General features: G+C 53.0%; 22 protein-coding genes. 6 read left to right on the top strand and 16 right to left on the bottom strand.

Going from position 1 to position 22,686, the window contains the following annotated elements; all coding sequences use genetic code 11:
• Positions 1–52: 52 nt before the first annotated feature.
• On the bottom strand, positions 53–844 hold the full coding sequence (locus DYA43_RS16975; protein ID WP_038156776.1) for an AraC family transcriptional regulator: 792 nt from the start codon (positions 842–844) through the stop codon (positions 53–55).
• A gap of 105 nt (positions 845–949) precedes the next feature.
• On the opposite strand from DYA43_RS16975, the gene DYA43_RS16970 reads away from it, so the two are divergent.
• Positions 950–1,903, top strand: coding sequence for a DMT family transporter (locus DYA43_RS16970; RefSeq protein ID WP_020329701.1), 954 nt, complete (start codon positions 950–952; stop codon positions 1,901–1,903).
• A 34-nt stretch (positions 1,904–1,937) separates the two neighbouring features.
• Here the strand turns inward: DYA43_RS16970 and DYA43_RS16965 are convergent, their stop codons facing one another.
• Together DYA43_RS16965 and DYA43_RS16960 are read right to left on the bottom strand one after the other, a co-directional pair.
• Positions 1,938–2,483, bottom strand: a complete 546-nt coding sequence (locus tag DYA43_RS16965) for a nucleotidyltransferase family protein (protein WP_061055978.1) — start codon at positions 2,481–2,483, stop codon at positions 1,938–1,940.
• 95 nt (positions 2,484–2,578) lie between these two features.
• Positions 2,579–3,760 (bottom strand): MFS transporter, encoded by a 1,182-nt coding sequence (locus tag DYA43_RS16960; protein ID WP_061055977.1) that lies wholly within the window; start codon positions 3,758–3,760, stop codon positions 2,579–2,581.
• Positions 3,761–3,901: 141 nt separating this feature from the next.
• On the opposite strand from DYA43_RS16960, the gene DYA43_RS16955 reads away from it, so the two are divergent.
• The 3 genes from DYA43_RS16955 (at position 3,902) to dkgB (ending at position 6,870) form a co-directional block, all read left to right on the top strand.
• Positions 3,902–4,783, top strand: coding sequence for a LysR family transcriptional regulator (locus DYA43_RS16955; protein WP_061055976.1), 882 nt, complete (start codon positions 3,902–3,904; stop codon positions 4,781–4,783).
• A gap of 147 nt (positions 4,784–4,930) precedes the next feature.
• Positions 4,931–6,031 carry an alkene reductase gene (locus DYA43_RS16950; protein WP_024374442.1) on the top strand — a complete coding sequence of 367 codons (1,101 nt, stop codon included), beginning with the start codon at positions 4,931–4,933 and terminating at the stop codon, positions 6,029–6,031.
• A gap of 38 nt (positions 6,032–6,069) precedes the next feature.
• The gene (gene dkgB / locus DYA43_RS16945) at positions 6,070–6,870 is read left to right on the top strand and encodes a 2,5-didehydrogluconate reductase DkgB (RefSeq protein WP_061055975.1); all 801 of its coding nucleotides are present in this window, start codon (positions 6,070–6,072) and stop codon (positions 6,868–6,870) included.
• 42 nt (positions 6,871–6,912) lie between these two features.
• On the opposite strand, the gene DYA43_RS16940 is transcribed toward dkgB, so the two are convergent.
• The 7 genes from DYA43_RS16940 to DYA43_RS16910 form a co-directional block, all read right to left on the bottom strand.
• Entirely contained in the window at positions 6,913–8,436 is a 1,524-nt protein-coding gene (locus DYA43_RS16940) for an EAL domain-containing protein (protein ID WP_061056108.1), read from the bottom strand.
• A gap of 125 nt (positions 8,437–8,561) precedes the next feature.
• A complete protein-coding gene (locus tag DYA43_RS16935; protein ID WP_061055974.1) occupies positions 8,562–9,221 on the bottom strand; it encodes an HAD family hydrolase in 660 nt (219 codons plus the stop codon).
• Complete coding sequence (locus tag DYA43_RS16930) at positions 9,222–10,241, bottom strand: ABC transporter ATP-binding protein (protein ID WP_061055973.1); 1,020 nt, start codon at positions 10,239–10,241, stop codon at positions 9,222–9,224.
• On the bottom strand, positions 10,238–11,023 hold the full coding sequence (locus DYA43_RS16925) for an ABC transporter permease (protein ID WP_061055972.1): 786 nt from the start codon (positions 11,021–11,023) through the stop codon (positions 10,238–10,240). The genes DYA43_RS16930 and DYA43_RS16925 overlap by 4 nt, the downstream gene beginning before the upstream one ends.
• Positions 11,010–11,909, bottom strand: coding sequence for an ABC transporter permease (locus tag DYA43_RS16920; protein WP_061055971.1), 900 nt, complete (start codon positions 11,907–11,909; stop codon positions 11,010–11,012). The genes DYA43_RS16925 and DYA43_RS16920 overlap by 14 nt, the downstream gene beginning before the upstream one ends.
• Positions 11,906–12,715 (bottom strand): alkaline phosphatase family protein, encoded by an 810-nt coding sequence (locus DYA43_RS16915; protein ID WP_061055970.1) that lies wholly within the window; start codon positions 12,713–12,715, stop codon positions 11,906–11,908. The genes DYA43_RS16920 and DYA43_RS16915 overlap by 4 nt, the downstream gene beginning before the upstream one ends.
• 9 nt (positions 12,716–12,724) lie before the next feature.
• Positions 12,725–13,777, bottom strand: a complete 1,053-nt coding sequence (locus tag DYA43_RS16910; protein ID WP_020329713.1) for an ABC transporter substrate-binding protein — start codon at positions 13,775–13,777, stop codon at positions 12,725–12,727.
• 211 nt (positions 13,778–13,988) lie between these two features.
• Here DYA43_RS16910 and DYA43_RS16905 point away from each other — a divergent pair, with 211 nt between their 5' ends.
• The gene (locus tag DYA43_RS16905; RefSeq protein ID WP_024374614.1) at positions 13,989–14,708 is read left to right on the top strand and encodes a UTRA domain-containing protein; all 720 of its coding nucleotides are present in this window, start codon (positions 13,989–13,991) and stop codon (positions 14,706–14,708) included.
• Positions 14,709–14,728: 20 nt separating this feature from the next.
• On the opposite strand, the gene DYA43_RS16900 is transcribed toward DYA43_RS16905, so the two are convergent.
• The gene (locus tag DYA43_RS16900; RefSeq protein WP_024374615.1) at positions 14,729–15,385 is read right to left on the bottom strand and encodes an HAD family hydrolase; all 657 of its coding nucleotides are present in this window, start codon (positions 15,383–15,385) and stop codon (positions 14,729–14,731) included.
• 263 nt (positions 15,386–15,648) lie between these two features.
• Here DYA43_RS16900 and DYA43_RS16895 point away from each other — a divergent pair, with 263 nt between their 5' ends.
• Positions 15,649–17,388 (top strand): SulP family inorganic anion transporter, encoded by a 1,740-nt coding sequence (locus tag DYA43_RS16895; RefSeq protein ID WP_061055969.1) that lies wholly within the window; start codon positions 15,649–15,651, stop codon positions 17,386–17,388.
• A 60-nt stretch (positions 17,389–17,448) separates the two neighbouring features.
• Here the strand turns inward: DYA43_RS16895 and DYA43_RS16890 are convergent, their stop codons facing one another.
• From DYA43_RS16890 to DYA43_RS16870, 5 genes are all read right to left on the bottom strand, one after another.
• A complete protein-coding gene (locus DYA43_RS16890) occupies positions 17,449–18,069 on the bottom strand; it encodes a glutathione S-transferase family protein (protein WP_061055968.1) in 621 nt (206 codons plus the stop codon).
• A 13-nt stretch (positions 18,070–18,082) separates the two neighbouring features.
• The gene (gene curA / locus DYA43_RS16885; RefSeq protein ID WP_024374618.1) at positions 18,083–19,117 is read right to left on the bottom strand and encodes an NADPH-dependent curcumin/dihydrocurcumin reductase; all 1,035 of its coding nucleotides are present in this window, start codon (positions 19,115–19,117) and stop codon (positions 18,083–18,085) included.
• An 84-nt stretch (positions 19,118–19,201) separates the two neighbouring features.
• Positions 19,202–19,798: a TetR/AcrR family transcriptional regulator gene (locus DYA43_RS16880; protein WP_020329719.1), complete on the bottom strand. Its 597-nt coding sequence runs from the start codon at positions 19,796–19,798 to the stop codon at positions 19,202–19,204.
• Between the two features lie 171 nt (positions 19,799–19,969).
• Positions 19,970–21,640 (bottom strand): RluA family pseudouridine synthase, encoded by a 1,671-nt coding sequence (locus DYA43_RS16875; RefSeq protein ID WP_061055967.1) that lies wholly within the window; start codon positions 21,638–21,640, stop codon positions 19,970–19,972.
• Positions 21,641–21,718: 78 nt separating this feature from the next.
• Positions 21,719–22,564 (bottom strand): DMT family transporter, encoded by an 846-nt coding sequence (locus DYA43_RS16870; RefSeq protein WP_061055966.1) that lies wholly within the window; start codon positions 22,562–22,564, stop codon positions 21,719–21,721.
• Positions 22,565–22,686 lie beyond the last annotated feature (122 nt).

The raw sequence follows: 22,686 nt of genomic DNA, 5'->3' as shown, positions 1-22,686 counted from the left end.
TATGGGCGATAGCGCGCTGTTTCTCCATGATGCCGATTCCAATTTACTCTCTTCAGGCACCGAGATTGCGACGGTATTCATCCGGAGTGACGCCCATCAAGCGACGGAACATGGCAATGAACGCAGACGCGCTGGCGTAGCCGAGATCATGGGCGATGTTCTCCACTTTATCGCCCGCTTCGAGCATTGGCATGGCCTTAACCACGCGCAGGCGCTGACGCCATTCCGACACCGAAATGCCTAAATCGCGCTGGGCACGGCGCATCAGAGTACGTTCAGTGGTGTGGGCTTGCTTGGCCAGTGTTTGCAATGAGGCGTTGCTGGCGGGATCCTGCTCCAGCCACGTCAGCACTTTGCCAAGCAGTGGGTCGGTGGAAGTGGGCAGATAGCTGCCAATCGGTGTGGCGTGGGTCAGCTGTTCCACCAACACTTGCAGCAGACGAAACTCCTCGTCACGGTAAGGCGGCGTGATGGGGGTTTGGCGCAGATGTTCCAGTAGCGCGATCACCAGCGGACTGATTTCCAGCGCGCAGGTGTGCTGCGGCATGTGATGGCACAAGCTTTCATCCACATACAGCGAACTGTGGCAGGTTTCGTAGCGGTTTAGTCCCTGATGTTCAACATTCGGTGGCAGCCACAAGCCATATTGTGATGGCGTCAGATACTGGCGGCTGCCGACTTTCACTTCCATCACACCGCTGAACGAGTAAACGAATTCGCCCCAAGGGTGGCTATGGCGTGGATACGCCGCATCGGCGGGCATACAAGCGGTGCGAAACACCAAAGGCGCCGGCAGCTCGGTGCTGAATGGTGGGATATGCATATGTTTAGTTGGAAAACTCATTGCTCACTCTGTCACATCAACGCTATGCGTTGTCAGATTCTAGCTATATGTCTGAATCACGACAACGCATAATGTTAAAAACACATAACAATATGGATAGTAACAATGACGTCGCGGAAACCCATTGATGGCATGGCGCTCGGTATCATGGTGGTGTTTTGTTTCACCATGGGCCTGCAGCAAATCGCACTAAAGGCCACAGGCAATGACATCGCGCCCATTTTACAAATTGGTATGCGCTCTGGTATGGCGGCTGTCTTGGTGATGCTGTATGTGCTGCTGCGGGGTAAAAAGCTGGTGTTTTCTGATGGCAACTGGAAAGCCGGGCTTGCCGTAGGCACCTTGTTCGCGCTGGAATATCTGTTTCTCGGCGAAGCGCTGCGATATACCTCAGCGTCGCATGCGGTGATTTTCCTCTATACCTCGCCGGTGTTCAGCGCTCTGATCCTGCATTTTCTGATTGATTCTGAACGCCTGTCACCCGTGCAGTGGGCAGGAATTCTGCTTGCGTTTGCTGGTATCGCGGTAGCGTTTTTATGGCATTCGGGAGCTTCGGTATCGGCTCAACCTGATATGTTGTGGGGCGATTTTCTGGCATTGCTAGCGGGTGTCTCATGGGGATTAACCACGGTGCTGATCCGCAGCTCGAAACTGGCCTACGTCTCTTCTGAGCAGACGCTGCTCTATCAACTGGTGGTGGCGTTTGTGATTCTGATTGGTGCGGCCATTTGGATGGATCAACTTACCATCAATCCAACGCCATTGGCGCTCGCCAGTGTTGCGTTTCAAACTTTGATCATCTCGTTTGGCGGCTTTCTGGTCTGGTTCTGGATGCTCAATACTTACATTGCCTCACGCCTTGGCGTGCTGTCGTTTATGACCCCGCTCTACGGCGTGGTATTAGGCGGCCTGATTCTGGGTGAAACGATTGAAGCAGGCTTCCTGTATGGCTCCGCCATGGTGATTGCAGGCATTGTGCTGGTCAGCGGCCATGGCTGGATCAAGCAGTTGCTGACGCGTCGTCGGGTCAGCCTCAACCCCACCGTCAAACCCGACTAACTGATTGAACGGCTCTTCCTTGTGATGAGCCGTTTTACTTCACACGCAATTCAGGCCACAGCGTCAGCCAGTGCTTGTTCGCAATTCGCCGCCGAAAGACCTCAGGCTGCGGGAAATCGGGATTCATGCTCACCCGTAACGACCAGTTTTCTTCCAGACCAAAGGGCGCAAAAAAGTGCAGGTGGTCATCGGCCTCCAGACGCACACCGACACACGTCTGCACTTCCACCCAACGGGCAATCCCATCGCCGCAACTGGCGTACGGTGCGTGACCATGTTTTAGGTGCATTCTTGCCTGATTACGTACTTCCCAGTGAATCTCTGGCACCAGATGACTGAGCCGATGTTGCCACTGCTGCTCGGTGTCGGGTGAGCAATCATCACGGTCAAAATAAACCACATCCACATCGTTGAGCGGCGTCATCTCACGTTTGTCATGCAACGAATCCCAGATGGCGTTGCGCAGAAATCCGGCGCCGAGATAGCAATCGGGCAGATTCAGCGATTGCACCGCACGCAGGCAGCGCATGCGCAAGTGGTCGTGGCGCAGCAGATTGTCGGTCAGAAGGAAGTAATTCATCGGGTCACACCAGTGAAAACACAGGGTGACATTGTAAAACGACGTGGCAGGAAGCCAATGAAAAAAGCCCTCAAATGAGGGCTTGGGCAGATGAATTACAGTGAGCGGGCAAACTTGGGCTGGCGCTGATCCAGACGATGACTCAAGCGGGTAAGCAGCAGCGCACCGGCAACGATCAGCGCGCCGACCCACGGCGTGGTCATCAGTCCTGATTGTTTCACTACGATACTGCCACCCCATGAACCGAGCGCAATGCCGACGTTAAACGCGGCGATGTTCAGACCCGATGCCACATCAACCGCTTTCGGTGTGTAGTGTTCAGCCAGTTTGACCACATACACCTGCAAGCCCGGTACGTTACCGAATGCGAAGGCGCCCCAAATCAGGACCATCAGCACGGCGGCGACAGGGTGCGGCGCAGCAAAAGTGAACAGCAGCAGAATCAGGCTCAGGCCGGTGAAAATGATGGTCAGCGCGCGGGTTGGACCATGCTTATCGGCCAGTTTCCCGCCCCAAATGTTACCGACCGCCACAGAGACGCCGTACACCAGCATCAAAATACTGATGGTGGTTGAAGCAAAGCCAGACACGTTTTCCAGAATCGGTGCAATAAAGGTAAATGCGGTAAATGTGCCGCCGTAACCCAGCGCGGTGATAGCAAACACTAACAGCAGACGAGGCTGTGCCAGTACTTTAACCTGCTCAGACAGTGAGGTTTGTGGGGGTTGTGGCAGATTGCCCGGTACCAAAAACGCACTGCCAATCAGGGCCAGCAGACCCAAAACGGCGACGATCAAAAAGGTGGTCTGCCAACCAAAAGTTTGGCCGATATAAGTCCCCAGCGGCACGCCTGTGACCAGTGCTACGGTCAGGCCGGTAAACATAATCGCGATCGCGCTGGCGGCTTTGTCTTTGGCGACCAGTCCGGTGGCGATGGTGGAACCGATGGAGAAGAACACCCCGTGCGCAAGGCCAGTCAGAATACGGGCCAGAATCAAGGTGGAATAACCCGGAGACTGCCAGGCCAGCAAGTTCCCCAAGACAAACAGCGCCATCACCGACAGCAGTACGCGTTTGCGATTCCAGCTACCGGTTAAGGCCGTCAGCACGGGCGCGCCGATGGCGACGCCCAACGCATACAGGCTGACCAGCAAGCCAGCAGAGGGCAGGGAGACGTTAAGATCATTGGCCATGGTCGGGATCAAACCGACCATGGCAAATTCAGTGGTGCCGATGGCAAACGCACTGAGTGTAAGAGCAAATAGAGCGATAGGCATAGATTGATTTCCTTGTTGTACTTCACCGTGACAACGGGAAGTGGGCTGTACTATGCCGAGCATTATTGTTGAGCTTTTATTTGTGAAAAACGCTAGTATTAGCAAAACAATTTTGTAATTTTTGCAATAAATGGAGTGCGTATGCTGACTCGTTCGGACGATTTGGAAATTCTCATCACCGTGGTCGATAGCGGCAGCTTTTCACAGGCGGCTGAGGTGATGGATGTGCAGGTGGCGAAAGTGTCGCGTGCCGTTAGTCGGCTTGAGCAGCAACTGGGCATCACAATTTTAAACCGCACTACGCGGCGGCTGGAACTGACCGAAGAGGGCAAACGCTTTGTGGAATCGGTACGCTCCGGGCTGCAACATCTGCGCCAGGCGGAAGAAGACATTGTTTCGCGCGGCGAGTTACCCAAAGGCGAATTGCGCGTCGATGCTGCCAGCCCATTTATGCTGCATCAACTGGTGCCGTTGGTGCGTGAGTTTCATGCAGCGTATCCGGATATTGAGCTGGAACTGACCTCCAATGAAGGCTTTGTCGATTTGCTGGAAAAGCGTACCGATGTGGCGATTCGTATCGGAAAGCTCAGTGATTCAACCCTGCATGCCCGGCCGTTGGGTAAGAGCGCGCTGTATGTGGTGGCGTCACCGGATTATCTCGCCCGGCGCGGATTTCCAGCCTCGCCGCCAGAGCTGCATCACCACGATATTGTCGGTTTTACGTCGCCGCGCACGTTAAATATCTGGCCGCTGCATGGGGTTGAGTTCATTGAGCCGACCATCGCTTGCAGCAGTGGGGAAACGGTGCGTCAGTTAGTCATCGCGGGCAACGGTATTGCTTGTCTGTCGGGCTTTATGGTCAAAGAGGACATCGCGGCTGGTCGTTTGGTCGCCCTGCTGGATTCGCACCGCAAGCTGCATTCCGACCGGGAACTGATCAACGCGGTGTACTACAAGTCATCCAATGTGGCGCGCCGTATTTCGGCCTTTATCGATTTCATCCAGCCTAAGTTCACTCTCTGAACCTCACTTTTGCAAAAAGCACAAAAATGTTTTGTCTTTTTGCCACTTAATCTGCTGCGGCGCGGCGGTTAGCATGGTCCCATCGCTGAGTGACTCTGCGTTCTTTGTGAACCAGAGGCTCTGGCCCGAAACATCAAGGGGAACCCTATGACCGACGCTCTATTTCAACCACTGCAAGTGGGCCGCTTTCGTTTAGCCAACCGTATTGTCATGCCGCCGATGACGCGTTCGCGTGCTTCGCAGCCGGGTGATGTTGCCAATGACTTGATGGCAACTTATTACGCCCAACGTGCCAGCGCGGGCTTAATCATTGGTGAAGGCACACAGATTTCACCGATGGGTAAAGGCTATGCCTGGACACCGGGCATCTACAGTGACGAACAAATCGCTGGTTGGCGCAAAGTGACCGACGCCGTGCACGCCGAAGGCGGCCTGATGTTCGCGCAATTGTGGCATGTTGGCCGCGTGACGCACCCGGATAACATCGGTGGCGAGCAGCCGATTTCAGCGTCGGCCATCAAAGCGGAAAACGTCAAAGTGTTCATCGATAACGGCACCGATGCACCGGGATTTGTCGATGTGGTTAAGCCGCGTGAAATGACACACAATGACATCCAACACGTGGTGGCTCAGTTTGGTCAGGCGGCCAAAAATGCGTTGCTGGCGGGCTTTGACGGCATTGAACTGCACGCGGCGAACGGTTACCTGATCAACCAATTCATTGACTCACAATCGAACCATCGCACCGATGAATACGGTGGCAGCTTAACCAACCGCCTGCGCTTTTTGGACGAAGTGGTGACTGCGCTGTGTGACGCGATTGGCGCGGATCGCGTCGGCGTTCGGCTGGCGCCCCTGACCACGCTCAATGGTACGGTGGATGATCACCCGGAAGAAACGTACGTGGCGGCAGCCAAACTGCTCAACCAGCACGATATTGCCTATCTGCACATTGCTGAAGCCGACTGGGAAGATGCGCCGCTGATGCCACAAGACTTCAAACGTGCACTGCGCGATGTGTTCTCTGGCGCGATCATTTATGCCGGCAAATACACCGCAGAACGCGCGGAACAAGCAGTGCAATCGGGCTTGGCTGATTTGATTGGCTTTGGTCGTCCGTTTGTCGCCAACCCAGATTTGCCTTCACGCATTCAGTTGGGGCAGCCGTGGGCGAAACACGACCCAGACACCCTGTTTGGCGGCGCCGGGAAAGGATTGATCGACTACCCAACCTACAGCGCCGCGTAATGCATACCAATAAAAATGAAGAGAAAGGAAAGTTAACAATGAAAATACCTCAGCTTGGTGCGGGGACCTTCCGCCTGAAAGGGGAAGACGCGTTTCATTCTGTGACTATGGCGCTTGAGGCGGGTTACCGCCACATCGATACCGCGCAGATCTATGGCAACGAAGAAGAAGTGGGTGAGGCGATCGCCGCTTCGGGTGTGGCACGCGATAAGCTGTTCTTGACCACCAAAATCTGGATGGACAAACTGAGCAAAGCGGCATTCTTGCCAAGCCTGAAACAGAGCCTGAGCGATTTGCAAACCGACTACGTGGATTTACTGCTGATCCACTGGCCGCTCACAGACAACGCCGTGGCGATGGACGAGTATCTGCAATGTCTCAAAGAAGCGCAGGATCTTGGTTTAGCGAAACAGATCGGCGTGTCGAACTTTACTGTGGCGCAGATGCAACAGGCGATCGAGATTCTTGGCGAAGGCGTGATTTACACCAACCAGGTGGAAGTGCACCCTTACCTGCAAAACCGCGCAGTGGTGGAGTTTTGCCGCGCGCACAACATCATCGTGACTGGCTACATGCCGTTTGCTTACGGTGATGTGCTGAAAGATGCGGTGATTCAAGAGATTGCTGCCGCTCATCAAGCCACACCCGCGCAAGTGGTGCTGGCGTGGATGGCGGCCAACGAGTTTGTCACCATTCCATCGTCCACCAAACGTGCCAATATCGAGAGCAATCTGGCGTACGTGAACGTGACGCTGAGTGACGATGACATGGCGCGCATCGCGACGCTGGATCGCAACCATCGATTGGCCAATCCGGACTTTGCACCTGAGTGGGATTAAACATTCATCATGAGTAGACAGCCCGGCTGATGCCGGGCTTTTTTATGCAGATTCGGAACCGATTGGACTTTTCAGATGTTGCAGCACTTGTGCCAGCGGCATCGGTTTAAAGTAAACAAACCCCTGAATCAAATAGACACCGCGCTGAGTCAGATACTCTACTTGTTTTTGTGTTTCCACGCCTTCGGCAATCACTTCAATGTCCGTTTCACGCGCAGAGGCGATGATGGAATCGAGAATATTACGTTTAACGTCGGTGGTTTCGATGGTATCGATGAACATCTTGTCGATTTTGATGCTGTCTATCTGCAGTTTTTGCAAATAGGAAAAGCCGCCATATCCGGTCCCAAAATCATCAATTTTGAACTGATAGCCGTGCTGAGTCAGGCGCTGAATCATGGCGTCGGCAAAATGCAGGTTTTTGATCGGTACACGTTCAGTAATTTCAAACTGGATTTGTCGAGGCCGAGGCCAGTTCAGCCTTTCCAGCAGATTAAACAGAATCTCTGTTTCAACGTGTTCGGCGACCAGATTGATACTCACCCATTGCTCCATGTTCAGCCTGGTCATATCTCCCAACACTTTTTTCAGCAGTTGTTCAGTGATTGGGATAATCAACCCCGTGGTTTCTGCTACCTGAATGAATTGGCTGGGCGCAACCCATTCGTTACCTCGTTGCCAACGCAACAGCACCTCAAACCCGACAATACGGCCATCCCGACTATCGACAATCGGCTGATAAAAAGGAACAAACTCATTGTCACGGATGGCGACCTCAATCAGTCCTTCAATTGAGTTGCGATAGTTACGCAGCATAAAATAACCAAAGCCAATCATGATGCCGAGTATCAGGCTGAGCGGGATGCCCCAAATAATTAGTTGCCTCAGCGCGTAGTGATGCAGTTTATCGCCGGCAGAGAGCGTTATCTGGCTGATGATCTGAGTATCGCTGCTCTGAATAGCGATGGAAATCCGCGATGCCTGTTTGGCGATATCAGGATCACCGCGTTTGATTTTCATGTGTTCCAAGGAAGAGTCGAGAAACTTAAAAGTCATGAAGAAGCAGTCGAGGCATGGCGTTTTGAGAATGTCCTGACCCCAGCCACCATAAAGTACCCAATAGACGGTATTGCCATTGTGTCGATAACTGACCAGCAGCTCGCTCTCGCTATGCTCATACTCCGGAGTGGTCGACATGTAGAAGCCAGTAGCGGGTATGCGAACGCCTTCCAATTCACTTTCAACCAGATACATGCCAACGGTTGAACAGGTTTTTCCATCAGCCCCGATGATGCCGATGATGCGCACGAACTTGTTGTAATAGTTCGGGTTGCGCATCAGGCTCATATCGTCATCACTGCAATCAAAACGTAACTGTTCGGCTTGTTGCAGCATCATGTCGTTCAGCGCTGTGCTTCGGGTATCAAGGAACTGGCTGACTTCATCCATTTTATGGTTAAGCAGATAAAGGGAATACTGCCGTTCCAAAATTGGAATCGACAGAGAAAAGAGGGCAACGGGTAGTAAAACCAGCAGGACAACAATTTTCTTCGGTGTACGTAACATCCCTTTACCCATTTAATGAGTATTTAGTAGAGAGTAATCTATCACGCAAGAATATGCATATGTGAGACTCAAAGCGGATTAAGCAAAGAGTTTTCCCTTGATGGTGTGACATCAAGGGAAAAGTGTTATCCCCAGTTCAGTACTTGCCAGTGTGGCGGGCGGGAATGACGTGCCAGTTTCTCACATGGATTGACTAAATAGGCATAGTCCGCATGTTGGCACAGTGGCAGATCGTTAATCGAATCGGTGAAGAAATGCAGTTCACCCACGTGCTCGGGGTGAGTCAGCAGCCAGGTTTCAAGGCGCGTGACTTTGCCTTCACGATAACTCGGTACGCCGACAATCTCACTGGTGTAGCGGCCATCGCGTACCGCCATATCAATCCCCAACGCATGCTCGATGCCAATTTTGCGTGCCACGGCGTCGACCAGAAAACTGACGGAAGCGGAAATGATCAGCATGGTGATGCCATCATTTCCTTGCTGCTCGATCAGGGTTTTAGCCTGAGGAAACAGGCGCGGCAGAATGCGGCTGTCGACGCACTCTTCGATCAGCGCGTGCACTTGTTCGACTGACAGCGCAAACAGCGGCTGCATGACGTAATCGAGGTAGTCTTCCATGTCCATTTCGCCGCGCGCATACAGCGACATCAGGTAACGATCCTGTGCGAGAAAATCCGGATCGGTGGCAATGCCTTTGTCGACCAGAAACTCGTTCCAGATCATGGCGCAATCGCCGTCAATTAAGGTGTCGTCCATATCAAAGACGTACAGAGGCTGAGACATTTAGGCACTCACAGGTTGAATTTCATTAAGATTAAAACGTAGCTCCAGCGCACTGCCGCTGGGCAACAGACGCTCGGAAGAGCGGTTCAGGGTATCGACCGTCAGTTCGCACTCATCCACCGCCACGTGATAACGAATCACGTTACCCAGCAACTGATGGCTTTTGATCACCGCTCGCTGCGGCGCTGAGATGTGCGCGCCATAGTGACGGCCGTGCTCGGCGACATAAATCGACTCGGGACGAATCGCGACTTTCCACGGCGTGTCCAGATTAAACAGCGTTTTCGCCTGCGTGGCATCAACCAGATTGTAGTGACCCATAAAGCCGGCGACAAACTCGTTCGCGGGTTGCGTATAAATCGACTCCGGCGAGCCTTGCTGAACAATTTTTCCCTGATGCATCAGAAAGATGCGATCCGACATCGTCATCGCTTCTTCCTGATCGTGGGTGACGAAAATCGTGGTCAGGTTTAGCTCTTTCTGAATGTCACGAATCTGCTGGCGCAGGTGTTTGCGGATTTTGGCATCCAGCGCGGACAAGGGTTCATCGAGCAATAAAATCCGCGGTTTCACCACCAGTGCGCGCGCCAGGGCTACGCGCTGACGCTGGCCGCCGGACAACTGGTGCGGATAGCAATCTTCTTTGCCCTGCAATGCGACCAGCTCAATCACTTGGGCAACTTCACGAGCCATGGTGGCTTTATCGAGCCCTTGCATTTTGAGGCCAAAGCCGATGTTGCCCGCCACGGTCATGTTCGGAAACAGCGCATAGGATTGGAACACCATGCCAATGCCGCGCTTTTGTGGTGCGGTGTGGGTGATTTCTTCGCCGCCGACGATGATCGAACCGCTATCGACCGGATTGAGGCCGGCCAGGCTGCGCAGCAGGGTCGATTTCCCACAGCCGCTCGGGCCGAGTAGGGTAATGAATTCGCCTTGCTGAATGTCGAACTGAATCGACTCAAATACGGTGTTGTCGCCAAAGCGTTTGGTGAGTTGCTGAACAGAAACGTAACTCATTGTTTTGCTCCCAATCGGCTTGCTAGCCAAGTACAGAAAAAGATAAACAGGAAGTAAGTCATCACTAACGCGGACGTGAAATGGCCGCTGGTCTGGCGCATGTTGTAGAGATAAATTTGCAGCGTTTCATAGCGTGTACCGACCAGAATATTGGCGAACACAAATTCGCCCAGTAGGAATGAAAACGACAGAAACAGCGACGCCATCAGACCTTTGCGCACATTGGGTAACACGATTTGCAGAAAGGCTTGGGTCGTGCTCGCGCCGAGCAGGTGCGCCGCATCCATCAAATCGCGCAGGTTAATCGCCGAAAAACTGTTGGCCAGCGCGCGGTACATAAACGGCAGCGCGATGGTGAAGTAGGTGCCAATCAGAATCCACGGTGTGCCGACAATCGGCACGGCGCTGTCGGCGTAGAGCTGCAACAGGCCAACTGAAGAGACCACTGGCGGTACGGCGAACGGCAACAAGATCAGCAGGTTCATCACGCGATCCAGCTTCGGAAAGTAGTAAAACACCACAAAAATCGCGGGCAGGATCAGCAGCGTGCTGAGCGCTAACGCGGCCACGCACACCAGCAGTGAGCGTCCGAAAGCTTCGATAAAACGCATATCGCTGAGCAGTTTGAGATACCAGTCGAAGGTGAAGCCGTCTGGCAGAATGGTTGCGCCCCAGCGAGAGGAGAGCGAATACACCAGCGTGGCGATAATCGGCACCAACATAATGCCGACGATGCCGTACACCACGGTTTTGTGATAGAGGCTATGATTAGCGTTTTGCATGGTAACTCCTTGCAATCAGCCATTGGTTGACCAGCGTGATGAATGCCAGCAGCGCCATCAGCACGACTGAAATCGCCGCCGCAAGATTCGGTTCCAAAAACAGATCGCCTGAAACCAGGCTGGCAATGCGCACGGTGATCACGTTGTAGTTGCCGGAAGTGAGTGCATACACACTGGCATACGCGCCCATGGCGTTGGCGATGAGAATAATAAAGGTGCCCAGCAGCGCCGGAGACAGCACGGGCAGCGCGATTTTGGCCCAATATTGCCAGGTTTTGGCGCCCAGCAGCGCGGCGGCGGCTTGCCAGTCGTCGCTCAAGGCATCAAAGGCCGGGTAGAGGAGTAACACCGCCAGCGGGATCTGAAAATAGATGTAAATCGCCATCAGCCCGGATTTGCCGTACAGGTTGAAATCGTCAATCAGGCCGTACTGTTTGAGCAGCAACGTCAGTGCGCCGTTGGTGCCGAGAATGATGATGAAGGCAAACGCCAGCGGCACGCCCGCGAAGTTACTGCTCATGTTGGTAAAGGCGATCACTGTATCGCGCAGGCGACCACTGACGCGGCGCAGCGAACTGACCAGCAGCGCCGCAATCGCCAGCCCGACCAGACTCGACCAGACCGAGAGCCACAAACTGTTGCCAAAACCTTGTTGAATAAATCCGGAATCGAGGATTTCGCGGTAATTGTCCAGCGACCATTCATCGTCGACCTTAAAACTGTTGACGCCAACCCAGACCATCGGCGCCAGTTGAAACAGATAGAAAAACAGCGCAAATGGCGACAGCCACGCCAGCGGCTTAAAACGCTGCCAGGCGTTGCGCGGCTGCGATGCAGCGGTGGCGCCTTGACTGGTAGCGCGTGAAGAAAGGGTGGAACTGCTCATAATGCTAATACCTGCTGGGCAACGGGCTTATCGTGTTCAAGGCGCAGCAATTCACACACCGTGCCGCAAATCTCCGTTTGCGCGAGGGTGGCGTCGACGTGATGGGAAAAGTGTTCGCCGATGACAAACAGCGGCACCTGACGCTCTTCAGGGAGAATTCCGCCGTGTGACAGGTCGTTATTCATGCCGTGATCGCTGGTCACCATCACCTGATAGCCATCATCAATCCAGCCTTGCAGATAGTTGGCGAGAATGACGTCGGCATGGCGGGCGCTGTTGCGATACTGACGTGAATCGAGACCAAATTTGTGTCCGGCATCGTCGATATTCATCGGATGAATCAGCAGAAAGTCCGGCTGATGATGCAGGCGCAGATGCTCAGCATCAAGAAACAGCGCTTCATCGGGATAATGGTCCCAGTGGTAAAAGCAGCCGTGCTGAATGTTGAGTGTTTCATCATGGGTAAAGCGGTCACGCACGGCATCAAAAGGCGCGCGGTTATACAATTCACTGACCCAGTGATACGCAGCCGCGGCGGTGGTTTTGCCCTGCGATGTGGCGAGGCTGAAAATCGAGTCGAAGTGCGACAGACGCACAATCTGGTTGTTGACGATGCCGCTGTCGACCGGGCGAATCCCTGTCAGCAGGCACTCGTAGAGCGGGCGTGACATCGACGGCAATTCACATTGCAGGGAGTAAAGTGTTGCTCTTTGCTGCTCAATTAAACCATTGAGGTAGCCCATGCAATCACGGGCTACCTGATAATTGAGTCCATCAAGAACAACAAGGATCACCTTATTGTTCATGGTCACCTCTTACTGCTGGTGGATTAGGACGTTTTCTTGCCACTGACGCGGCAGTTTACGGGCGGATTTTTCCCAGGCATTGAAGTCAGTGACCGGGTGGACATTCTGGTACTGATCGTTCGACAGCAGTTTCGCTTTGATCGATTCCGGCAGCTCAATGTTGCTGCGAATCGGACGTGCGTAACCTTGTGCCAGGTTGATTTGGCCTTGGTCGCTGAAGATGTACTCACGCGCCAGCTTGGCCGCATTCGGGTTTTTCGCGTATTTATTGATGATGGTGGTGTAGCCCGAAATCACCGAACCGTCTTGCGGAATGGTGACCGTAAAGCGGCTGCGATCAATCTGGTCGCGGTAGTTCAGCGCGTTAAAGTCCCACATAATCGCGACTTCCACTTCGCCTTTTTCCAGATTAGCCAGGCTTGGGTCGGTGAACGACAGACGGCCTTTTTTCGCCAGTTTCGAGAAGAAATCCAGCGCAGGTTTCAGGTTGCTTTCATCACCGCCGTTGGCAAACGCTGCTGCGAGTACCGCGTTATTGGCCTGAGCCGCGACACCGACATCACCCACGGTCACTTTGTATTGGCCGTTGAGCAGATCAGCCCAAGACGTTGGTGCTTGCTTGACCAGATTGTTGTTGGTGATAAACGCAATCGTGCCGGTGTAAGCAAGTGCCCAGTGACCATCTTTATCTTTGGCCCAGTTTGGAATGTCGCTCCACGTGGTCGGTTTATAAGGCTGAGTGACGCCCTTTTTGACCGCAACGCGGGCAAACGCAAAGCCGACATCACCGATATCGGCGGTCGCGTTTTTCTTTTCCGCTTCGAACTTGGCAATTTCCTGCGCTGAACTCATGTCGGTGTCCTGATGGTTCAGGCCGTAATGGGTGTTCAGATCGTTCCAGGTGTCTTTCCAGTTTGCCCAGCTACCCGGCATACCGACGCTGTAAACAGCGCCTTCTTTTTTGGCGGCATCGATCAGCGATTGAATGTCGCCGTCTTTGGCTAAAGCGGGCATCGCGAGCGTGGTCGCAATCAGTGTTGCACTGGTCAGTAACGTTTTCATTGTCTCCATCCTTCTGGACTAGGTCAGTAAGTTTGTTTTTTATCCTAGGCAGCGAATGTGACGTTTTGGCTCAAGAAATATGACGCTTTTTCGTTAGTTTTATGGCAGTTATGTTTCAGTTGTCTTTAATTAACAGAGGGTTAGCTGTAATAAATTTGTTATGTGCGTTGATTAGTCTGAAAAAAGAGAGACCTTATTGGACTAGATCAGGATGAAGCTACAGGCGACGACCCAACTGGGAAAAATAAAATCCACCCTGCGCGAGCAGATTTGCGGCGGCATCATGAACGACAGGCAGAAGCTGCCATCCGAGCGTGAATTGAGTGAGCTGTTCGAAACCACGCGCATTACCATCAAGGACGCGTTGGTATCGCTCGAAACAGAAGGACTGATTTATCGCGAAGAGCGCCGCGGCTGGTTTGTGTCGCCGGAACGGGTGCGTTACAACCCGCTGTCGCGTTCGCATTTCCATCAGATGGTGCGCGAGCAGGATCGCATTGCGGAAACCAAAGTGCTGAATGTACGAAGCGTAATGGCCTCGCGTGATTACGCCAAAGCGATGCAGATCGAACGCATTACGCCGATTCATATTATTGAACGCCTGCGCTATATCGACGGGCGCGCGGTGTTGTTTGTCGAAAACTGCCTGATTGCGAACCTGTTTCCCAATATTCTGCATGAAAATCTGCAAGGTTCACTGACGGGTCTGTACGCGGAAAAATATGGTTACCGCACCCAGCGTTCGCGCTTTGAAGTGATTCCGACCGCAGCGCCATCGCATGTGGCGAAGGCGCTCAATCTCGCCACGGGGCAACCGGTGCTGAAAATCTGCCGGGTGAACTACAAACAGGACGGGGCGATCATGGACTGTGAATTTGAATACTGGCGACCCGATTCCGTGGTGATCACGATCGACAGTTGTGGCGACTGAGCGCCGCCAATCAATCGGGGTTAACGGTTCGCTTTAAGTTCATCCAATACGTGGCTGAGTGATGGGCGGATGCTGTGACCCAGAGCCACCACATCGTCACTTGGTGTGACCAAATCCGGAATCTGATAGGTGATCATCTTGGCAGCCATCGCTGATTTGACGCCATTATTGGAATCTTCAAACGCCAGGCAGTGCTCTGGTTCGACGTTCAAGCGATTGGCCGCCAGCAGAAAAATTTCCGGATGCGGTTTACCCTGACTGACTTCACAGCCTGTGGCGAATGAATCGAAGTAATGATCAATGCCAGCCAGACGCAATTTGACGCTGGCGACGTCGCGCTGGCTTGATGTTGCAACCGCCGTTGGGATCTGATGCGCCTTCAGCCATTGCAGCAGCTCAATCACACCCTGTTTGACCGGGATCGGCTGATGTTTTACCACCGCGTTGTAGCGCGTGCGCCATTCATTGTGCAGCACCGGATAATCGAGATCTGGCCCGTAGCCTGCGCGCAAAGAGGCTTCAATGCCTGCGGCATTACGGCCAATCACCGATAAATACAGGTCACGCAAAAACGGAACGCCAACGGCGTGACAGGCTTGTTCAAAAATCTCTAAACAGACGCGCTCGGTATCGAGCAGCAGTCCATCCATATCGAAAATAGCAGCTTGGAAATTCATAAGTTCAACGGTATTGGGTGGCGAATATGCTGATCATTGTCACATAAAGGGCGCGCTAGCGACCAATGTTTTCTGCCTGAATGGGACGGCAGAGGATCTGTGATTTCGGCGATTCACTGAGCAAAAATCAATCCTTTGTAAAATCAGCAAATTAGCAGCGAGAGTTTGCGGATCTTGAGTTATGCTTAAGTGAATCGTTGTGCACAGGCAAAACTTGAGTCAGAGGTGAGGTTACGTTGAAATCGGCTTGGATCCGGCAATGGATGCCGGGATTGTATCAGTTTAAACACTATGAACGCGCTTGGCTGGTTGACGACATGCGAGCGGCATTTTCCGTGGTTGCGGTGGCGCTGCCCGTGGCGATCGCGTATGCGCAGTTGACCGGAGTATCAGCGATCGTCGGACTGTATTCGTGTGTGGCTCCGATGCTGATATATGCACTGTTCGGGACTTCACGCCAATTGATCGTCGGCCCTGATGCAGCCACTTGTGCCGTGGTTGCGGCGGTGGTGACTCCGCTGGCGGGAGGCGACCCGACCAAACACTGGCAATTAGTTATGACCATGACCGCGATGATGGGCATGTGGTGCATTCTCGCCAGTAAGTTTCGTCTTGGCATTCTGGCTGATTTTCTCTCTCGTCCGATTCTGATGGGGCTGCTCAATGGTGTCGCGCTGACCATCATCGTTGGCCAGTTGAGTAAAGTATTTGGCGTGAAATATGAGCAGCGTTATCTGCTGGAACGACTGGCAGAAGCGCCGCAGCGTCTGTTTGACGTGCATTGGCAAACCGTGGTGGTCAGTTTGCTGACGGTCGTGGTGTATTTTGTTGCCAAGCGTTTTCGCCCCTCTTGGCCAGCGGCGATGCTGGCGATCATTGCGGCGGGCGTGTTGGTGTGGGCTACCCAGTTGGATGGTCAGGGGGTCAGTGTTGTCGGCTTGATCCAAGGCGGATTGCCAGCATTCCAGACGCCAATGTTTGACATCGGTATCAGCCGTGAATTGGTGGTGCCTGCACTCAACCTGGCGATGGTGAGCTTTGTCAGCATGATGCTCACCGCGCGCAGCTTTGCGGCCAAAAATGGCTACGATATCGACGCTGACAAAGAGTTCCGCGCACTGGGTTTTGCCAACTTAGCCTCCGCCTTTTCTCAGGGTTTTGCGATCAGTGGCGCCGACTCGCGCACTGCGGTAAACGATGCGAATGGTGGTAAATCGCAACTGGTGTCGGTGATTGCCGCAGTCGTGATTGGCGTGGTGGCGATTTTCCTCTACCGCCCATTGCAGTACATTCCTACTGCAGCTTTGGGGGTAGTGCTGATCATCGCCTCGACGTCATTGTTGGATCTGAAAGGACTGTGGGGCCTGAAAAAGCGCGATAAAGATGCGTTTTATCTGGCGGGGGTGACGTTTATTGCCGTGCTGATCGTCGGAGTGATTCCTGGTATCACACTGGCCGTGTTGCTGGGTTTGTTCCAGTTTCTGCGTGTGGTGATGAGACCGAGCGATCAGCGTCTGGGCTTGGATGAGGACGGCACCATTCGCACGATTGACGGTTCAGGTAAAGCGTCACCCATTCCTGGGCTGATGTTGTATCGTTTTAACTCGCCGCTGACTTACTTCAACGCGCCGTATTTCAAACGCCGTCTGTTGGAGCAGGTCGAAAGCAGTGATTCGGAAGTGAACTGTGTGATCATCGATGCGGTAGCGAGCTTTACTCACCTTGATTTGAGTGTGATGGCGATGTTGGGGGATGTGCAGAATATTCTGAAGAAACGCGGTGTCCGCCTGATCCTTGCCGGGCGTAAACGTAGCATGCGTCAGTGGTGTGAGCTGAGTGGCGTGCCTGTCGGCGATGGTGGTTTGGTATTGCGTGCCGATATGTATCTGGCGATCAAACTCAGCGGTTGTTACCAACAAGCGGTGGAAGAGGGGCAGGTGCCTCCGGTGCAGAAAGAGCCAGAGGTCGATGCACCACCGAAACCCGTGCCCGAAGTGGCCTAATACGAGAAATAGAAAGCCTGCCAATTGGCAGGCTTTGTTTTATCTGCAAAGTCTATCGCATCAGGCGCTGAGTTCGGCTTCGATTCGGTTCGCTTTCTGATAAGCAGGTAGTGCGGACAGACCAGACAGATACGCCTTGATGTTCGGGAAATGATCCAGCATGCCACTGGTTTGCACGCCCTCGGCGATGAACGACATCATGATGTCTGCGCCACTGAGTTTGTCGGCGACCAAGTAGTTTTTGCCTTCGAGCTGTGCGTTGACATAACCCAGTACTTTGGCGGCTTCACTGTTGGCATAACCTTCCAAAAACTGCGTTTTGGCCCCGTCTTTGGCCAAGAACAATTTTAGCAGCAGCGGCAGGATGCCCGAGCTTTCAGCAAAATGTAACCATTGCAGATAGTCGATGTAGTCGGCGCTATCACGCGCTGGAGCGAGACGTTGTGGCGCAAAGCGTTCAATCAGGTATTCGGTGATGGCGCCTGATTCGGCAATTACGCGTCCGTCGATTTCAATCACCGGTGATTTCCCCAGAGGGTGCACCGCTTTCAACTCCGGTGGCGCCAGAAAAGTCACCGAATCTCGTTGGTAAGGAACGATTTGATACTCGACTTCCAGTTCTTCCAGCAACCAGATGATGCGTTTGGAACGTGAGCGATTGAGATGGTGCAATGTGATCATCATGCTCTCCTGTTTACAGCGGCTTGTTCACTGCGATAACCAGTTTGCCGAAGTTTTTCCCTTCCAGCAGACCAATCAGTTGTGAAGGTGCATTCTCCAGCCCTTGCTCAATTTGTTCGCGGTACTGCACTTTGCCTTCGGCAACCCATTGGTTCATGTCTTTGGCGAATTCGCCATAGCGGTGACCGTAATCGTCAAAAATAATAAAGCCTTGCATACGAATGCGTTTCGTCAGGATGAGGCCTGCCAGCAGAGACAAACGATCCGGACCGTCTGGCAGTGATGTGGCGTTGTATTGAGAAATCAGGCCACACACTGGAATACGTGCGCCGGTGTTAAGCAGCGGCATCACCGCATCAAACACTTTGCCACCGACGTTTTCGTAGTAAACGTCAATGCCTTTAGGACAGGCTTTGGCGAGTTGCTCGGCAAAATCGTCCGCTTTGTGATCTATACAGGCATCAAAACCCAGTACTTCGACGGCGTGACGACATTTTTCTTCACCGCCAGCAATACCCACCACCCGGCACTGCTTGATTTTACCAATTTGACCCACAGTCGCTCCCACCGGGCCCGTTGCCGAAGCAACCACAATGGTTTCCCCAGCTTTTGGCGCGCCAATATCCAACAGACCCATGTAAGCGGTAAAGCCAGGCATACCCAGCACGCCCAGTGCGTAGGAAGGATGGCTAGGGTTCATCCCCAGTTTCAGCAGACCTTGGCCATTTGAAACGGAGTAGCTCTGCCAGCCAGTCGTATATGACAGCACCCATTCGCCGACCGCGAACTCCGGGTTGTGTGATTCTTCAACCTGACACACGGTGCCACCGACCATGACGTCATCAATGGCGACAGGCGCTGCGTAAGATTCGGCGGCGCTCATGCGACCGCGCATATAAGGATCGAGCGACAGGTAAATAGTACGCAGTAGCACTTCGCCTGCTTGCGGTGTCGGTTTCTCAACGGTTTCCAGACGGAAGTTTTGTTCAGTGGGTGCACCTGTTGGGCGAGATGCCAGAACAATGCGTCGATTCATTGAATCAGTCATGTGATATCCTTCTTGATTAGACCAGTCGTCTAGTGTTCGTTGCAAAAAATCCGCTATCGAGATAGCGGCATTGATTGTTGTGTATCAGTTGAGCTTGTTGCCTTTCAGCAGCTGCTCTGTAGCCAGTAACGCCTGTTGCAGGCTAATGTCATCTTGGCGAATTTTGTTCAGCAAGCTTGCCCCAATCCACAGATTGTAGAGCAACTCTGATGTTTGCTGGCTGTTTTGTACGTGCAGTTCACCACTTTGGATCCCTTGCTCAATACAATCGGCTACCCGGGCAGTGATTTTATTGGTGCCTTTGAGCAGTGCCAGGCGCATAGGTTCTGACAAGTCGGAGACTTCACCAGCGAGTTTGACCACCAGACATTTTCCGGCTGAACAACTGCAACTGTTTTGCTCCGTCCAGTAATGCCAGTAACGCATCAATTTTTGATAGTGGGAGCCGTCACTGCCGTTGAACAGAGCATCGAGTTTGTCGAGATAATGGGCAAAGTAGGCTTCAATCAGTGCCTCGCCAAATTGCTCTTTGGACTTGAAATAATGATAAAACGAGCCTTTGGGCACATCGGCGCTTTTAAGCAGTTCCGATAAGCCGACACTGGTAAAGCCTCGGTTCACCACCAATTGGTAACCGACTTCCAGAATATGTTGACGTGTATCTTGAGTTTTTGCGTTCATGGGATGAAATATAGTGATAATTAGACCAGTCGTCTAGTCTTTGTTGTAGCGAAATGATGGCTGCGAGTGTAACACCCTGAAACCCGGGGGAAAAAGATCGGTTTGTATTGTGGTTGGAATGTCCCGGCAGCCACAGTGGTTGTCGGGACTCGGTGTTTGAATGGCGCGCAATTAAAACGCCGGATCGACCTGAAAAGTCATGCGCTGCTTGGTGTAAGGGTGATCAAAGCTGAGACTTTCCGCATGCAGGTGCAGGCGATCGGCTTTCTCACCATAGAGATCATCACCCAGAATCGGCGTATTGAAACCTTGCTCATGGGCGCAGTGCACTCGCAACTGATGAGTGCGCCCTGTCTTAGGATGCAGATAAACTCGCGTACGCCCTTGTTCGGTACGGATCGTCTGCCAGTCAGTTTCGGCGGCTTTGCCGTGCTCAAAACAGACCATCTGACGTGGACGATCGTCTAAGTCTGGACGCAGCCGCAGGGTAATACTGCCTTCGCCGAGAGGGATTTCACCACTCAGCAGCGCCACATAGCGCTTCTCTACACCGCGAGTAATAAACTGCTTTTGTAGGCTTTTATTTGCGCGACGAGTGAGAGCGAAGACCAATAACCCCGAAGTCGACATATCCAGACGATGCAACACAAACGGACCTTCCGCATCGGGAAATTGCTGTTCCAATCGCGTCAAGGCAGAGTCTTTAACGTTCACACCGGGCACGGAGAGAAACTCGGCTGGTTTGTTGATCACCACAATCGCTTCATCCTGATACACAATCTCGATCTCTTTACCTTCTGCCGGGTTTTCCAGCAGCGGATTGTCGTCGAGTACCATACCACTCAGCATATGGCCAAGGATCGGATGACACTTATTTTGGCAGGCCGGATAGAATTTCTTGTGCTGGCGAATTTCTGATTTGGGAGAACGCCCCCACCAGAATTCCGCCATCGCGATCGGTGTCAGTTGATGCGTAAACGCGTATTGCAGCAGTTTGGGTGCTGCGCATTCCCCTGAGCCTGCGGGTGGGATCGGATTGGCCGCGAGTGAGAAAATGTCATTCAGCGACTGCACATCACCGCGTTTGTTTAAGAAACGATATTGGGCAAACAGCTTTCTCTGCAGCGCCGCCGAGAGCTGTTTACGCTGCTCCTGCAACGCATGAAGTTCGGCGTTTTGTGCCGCTAACTCATCCTGTAAGGCGCGAATACGTTGCTCCCACATAAGTTTTAACTGTTTGAGCTGATTTTTCTCAGTCACACTCTCTTTCGCCAAGCGCTCCAGCAGTGCATGCTGATCATCTGCGTTGGCTTCGGCGCGTAACTGCTTACGCTCAGCGCGAGTCTCGATCATGTGCAGGCGCAGCGCTTCAATCTCCGACTCTGCTTGCTGTTGGTGCGCAGAAATCGCGCTGCGCAGCGTGTCTGCCTGGGTGTTTTGCTTCAACTCTCGCACTTGTTGATTGATGGCGGCAATCTGGTTGGCTTCGGTGCGAAAGAAAGCGTCGTCGGCAAAGCGATCAAATACCGGCGGCACAAAGCCCGGTAGATGGTTTTGCTCGGCCAGTTGGCCGGAAAAAGCAGAGAGATAACCCAGCTGCCCAGCGCTGTTTTTGACGACCAGTACGCCGAACATCTTGCCGCTAGCGCCCGCTTCATCGTCTTCAAGACCGAACGGATGTGACCACTCTTGCTGGGTGCGGATATGCTGCTGCAGTTCATCGGCAGCAATCACACACAGAGCATGCGGCTCGTAACAAAACGGAAAGGTAAAACGTTCCGGCAAAGCAATAGCGGAAACGTCGGCCTTAAAAGGTGTAAAGCAGCGGTCAGAGTGTGGCATAACAAAACAATCGCGTGGAATAGACGGCCTGAATTGTACTGAGCTGCCTTAGAAAAGCCAGCCCGGAATCAACATCGATTATTTCGGCTCACGGGCAACAAACACCAGTAATATGCCACCCAGAATCATCAGGCTCACCAGTATCAGACGCAGAGTGAGGGTTTCATTGAGCAGTAGGCTGCCGCCAGCTAGCGCGATAGCGGGAACCGACAGTTGTGCGACCGATGCTTGCAGAATGGTTAAGCGGCTGATGACCTGATACCAGAGAATGTAACCCGCGGCGGACGCCAGACTGCCCGACAACAGCGCAAGAATTACGCCGCGTGCAGAGATGGAATCCTGATGAATCATCCAGGGAGAGACGAGTATGCACAGCAGACTTGCCGCCCAGAATCCCTGGGCGATCGCGTTGGTCGGATTGCCGCTGTTGCGCCCAAGCAGGGTAAACGCAGCCCAAGCGAGTCCCGATACGACCATCAACAGTGCAGATATCCAATCGGGTTGTTCAGCACTTGGCAGCATCAAATAGATAAAGCCGGCGATGGAAATCGCCAGCCCCAGCCATTCTAATGCTCGGATCTTATTGCCTTGCCAACAGTGCGCAGCGAGCAGTGACAGTTGCACGGTACCGAAAAGCAGTAATGCGCCGGTGCCGGCCGATAAGGTCAGATAAGCGATGGAGAAACAGAGCGCATAGGTAAACAGAGCCGCCCCGGCTTTGAAGGCGAACGGCAGCGAATAGCGACGATGTTCGCGGCGCACGACGATGGCATGCAAGACCACCAACGTGATTCCACCCGAGATTAATCTCAGTGCCGTGAACGATCCGGCGTCAATGGCGTGTTCTTGCAACGCCAGCCGACAAAGAATGGAATTGGCCGCAAAGGCGATCATAGTGATGGCGGTAAGCAGGGCTGGATGCACATGTAATCCTTTATGTGTTTGTTTTATAACCTCACCTACATTTAAGGCGAAAAAGCATAATGGAACAAATGTGTTTTACTTTGATATTCAAACTAATTATTATTTAGAAAATTTGATAATCA

The organism is Vibrio fluvialis, from assembly GCF_900460245.1.
In the GTDB taxonomy this organism is placed as follows: domain Bacteria; phylum Pseudomonadota; class Gammaproteobacteria; order Enterobacterales; family Vibrionaceae; genus Vibrio; species Vibrio fluvialis.
This window is presented reverse-complemented; position numbering and strand designations above follow the sequence as displayed.

Excerpts from the sequence above, each read along its gene's own strand:
- DYA43_RS16895 (WP_061055969.1), top strand. The coding sequence starts at position 15,649 with ATGCCGGGATTGTATCAGTTTAAACACTATGAACGCGCTTGGCTGGTT.
- DYA43_RS16950 (WP_024374442.1), top strand. The coding sequence starts at position 4,931 with ATGACCGACGCTCTATTTCAACCACTGCAAGTGGGCCGCTTTCGTTTA.
- DYA43_RS16890 (WP_061055968.1), bottom strand. The coding sequence starts at position 18,069 with ATGATCACATTGCACCATCTCAATCGCTCACGTTCCAAACGCATCATC.
- DYA43_RS16910 (WP_020329713.1), bottom strand. The coding sequence starts at position 13,777 with ATGAAAACGTTACTGACCAGTGCAACACTGATTGCGACCACGCTCGCG.
- DYA43_RS16925 (WP_061055972.1), bottom strand. The coding sequence starts at position 11,023 with ATGCAAAACGCTAATCATAGCCTCTATCACAAAACCGTGGTGTACGGC.
- DYA43_RS16880 (WP_020329719.1), bottom strand. The coding sequence starts at position 19,798 with ATGAACGCAAAAACTCAAGATACACGTCAACATATTCTGGAAGTCGGT.
- DYA43_RS16900 (WP_024374615.1), bottom strand. The coding sequence starts at position 15,385 with ATGAATTTCCAAGCTGCTATTTTCGATATGGATGGACTGCTGCTCGAT.
- DYA43_RS16930 (WP_061055973.1), bottom strand. The coding sequence starts at position 10,241 with ATGAGTTACGTTTCTGTTCAGCAACTCACCAAACGCTTTGGCGACAAC.
- curA (WP_024374618.1), bottom strand. The coding sequence starts at position 19,117 with ATGACTGATTCAATGAATCGACGCATTGTTCTGGCATCTCGCCCAACA.
- DYA43_RS16875 (WP_061055967.1), bottom strand. The coding sequence starts at position 21,640 with ATGCCACACTCTGACCGCTGCTTTACACCTTTTAAGGCCGACGTTTCC.
- DYA43_RS16920 (WP_061055971.1), bottom strand. The coding sequence starts at position 11,909 with ATGAGCAGTTCCACCCTTTCTTCACGCGCTACCAGTCAAGGCGCCACC.
- DYA43_RS16975 (WP_038156776.1), bottom strand. The coding sequence starts at position 844 with ATGAGTTTTCCAACTAAACATATGCATATCCCACCATTCAGCACCGAG.
- DYA43_RS16935 (WP_061055974.1), bottom strand. The coding sequence starts at position 9,221 with ATGTCTCAGCCTCTGTACGTCTTTGATATGGACGACACCTTAATTGAC.
- DYA43_RS16905 (WP_024374614.1), top strand. The coding sequence starts at position 13,989 with ATGAAGCTACAGGCGACGACCCAACTGGGAAAAATAAAATCCACCCTG.
- DYA43_RS16965 (WP_061055978.1), bottom strand. The coding sequence starts at position 2,483 with ATGAATTACTTCCTTCTGACCGACAATCTGCTGCGCCACGACCACTTG.
- dkgB (WP_061055975.1), top strand. The coding sequence starts at position 6,070 with ATGAAAATACCTCAGCTTGGTGCGGGGACCTTCCGCCTGAAAGGGGAA.
- DYA43_RS16915 (WP_061055970.1), bottom strand. The coding sequence starts at position 12,715 with ATGAACAATAAGGTGATCCTTGTTGTTCTTGATGGACTCAATTATCAG.
- DYA43_RS16960 (WP_061055977.1), bottom strand. The coding sequence starts at position 3,760 with ATGCCTATCGCTCTATTTGCTCTTACACTCAGTGCGTTTGCCATCGGC.
- DYA43_RS16955 (WP_061055976.1), top strand. The coding sequence starts at position 3,902 with ATGCTGACTCGTTCGGACGATTTGGAAATTCTCATCACCGTGGTCGAT.
- DYA43_RS16940 (WP_061056108.1), bottom strand. The coding sequence starts at position 8,436 with ATGTTACGTACACCGAAGAAAATTGTTGTCCTGCTGGTTTTACTACCC.
- DYA43_RS16970 (WP_020329701.1), top strand. The coding sequence starts at position 950 with ATGACGTCGCGGAAACCCATTGATGGCATGGCGCTCGGTATCATGGTG.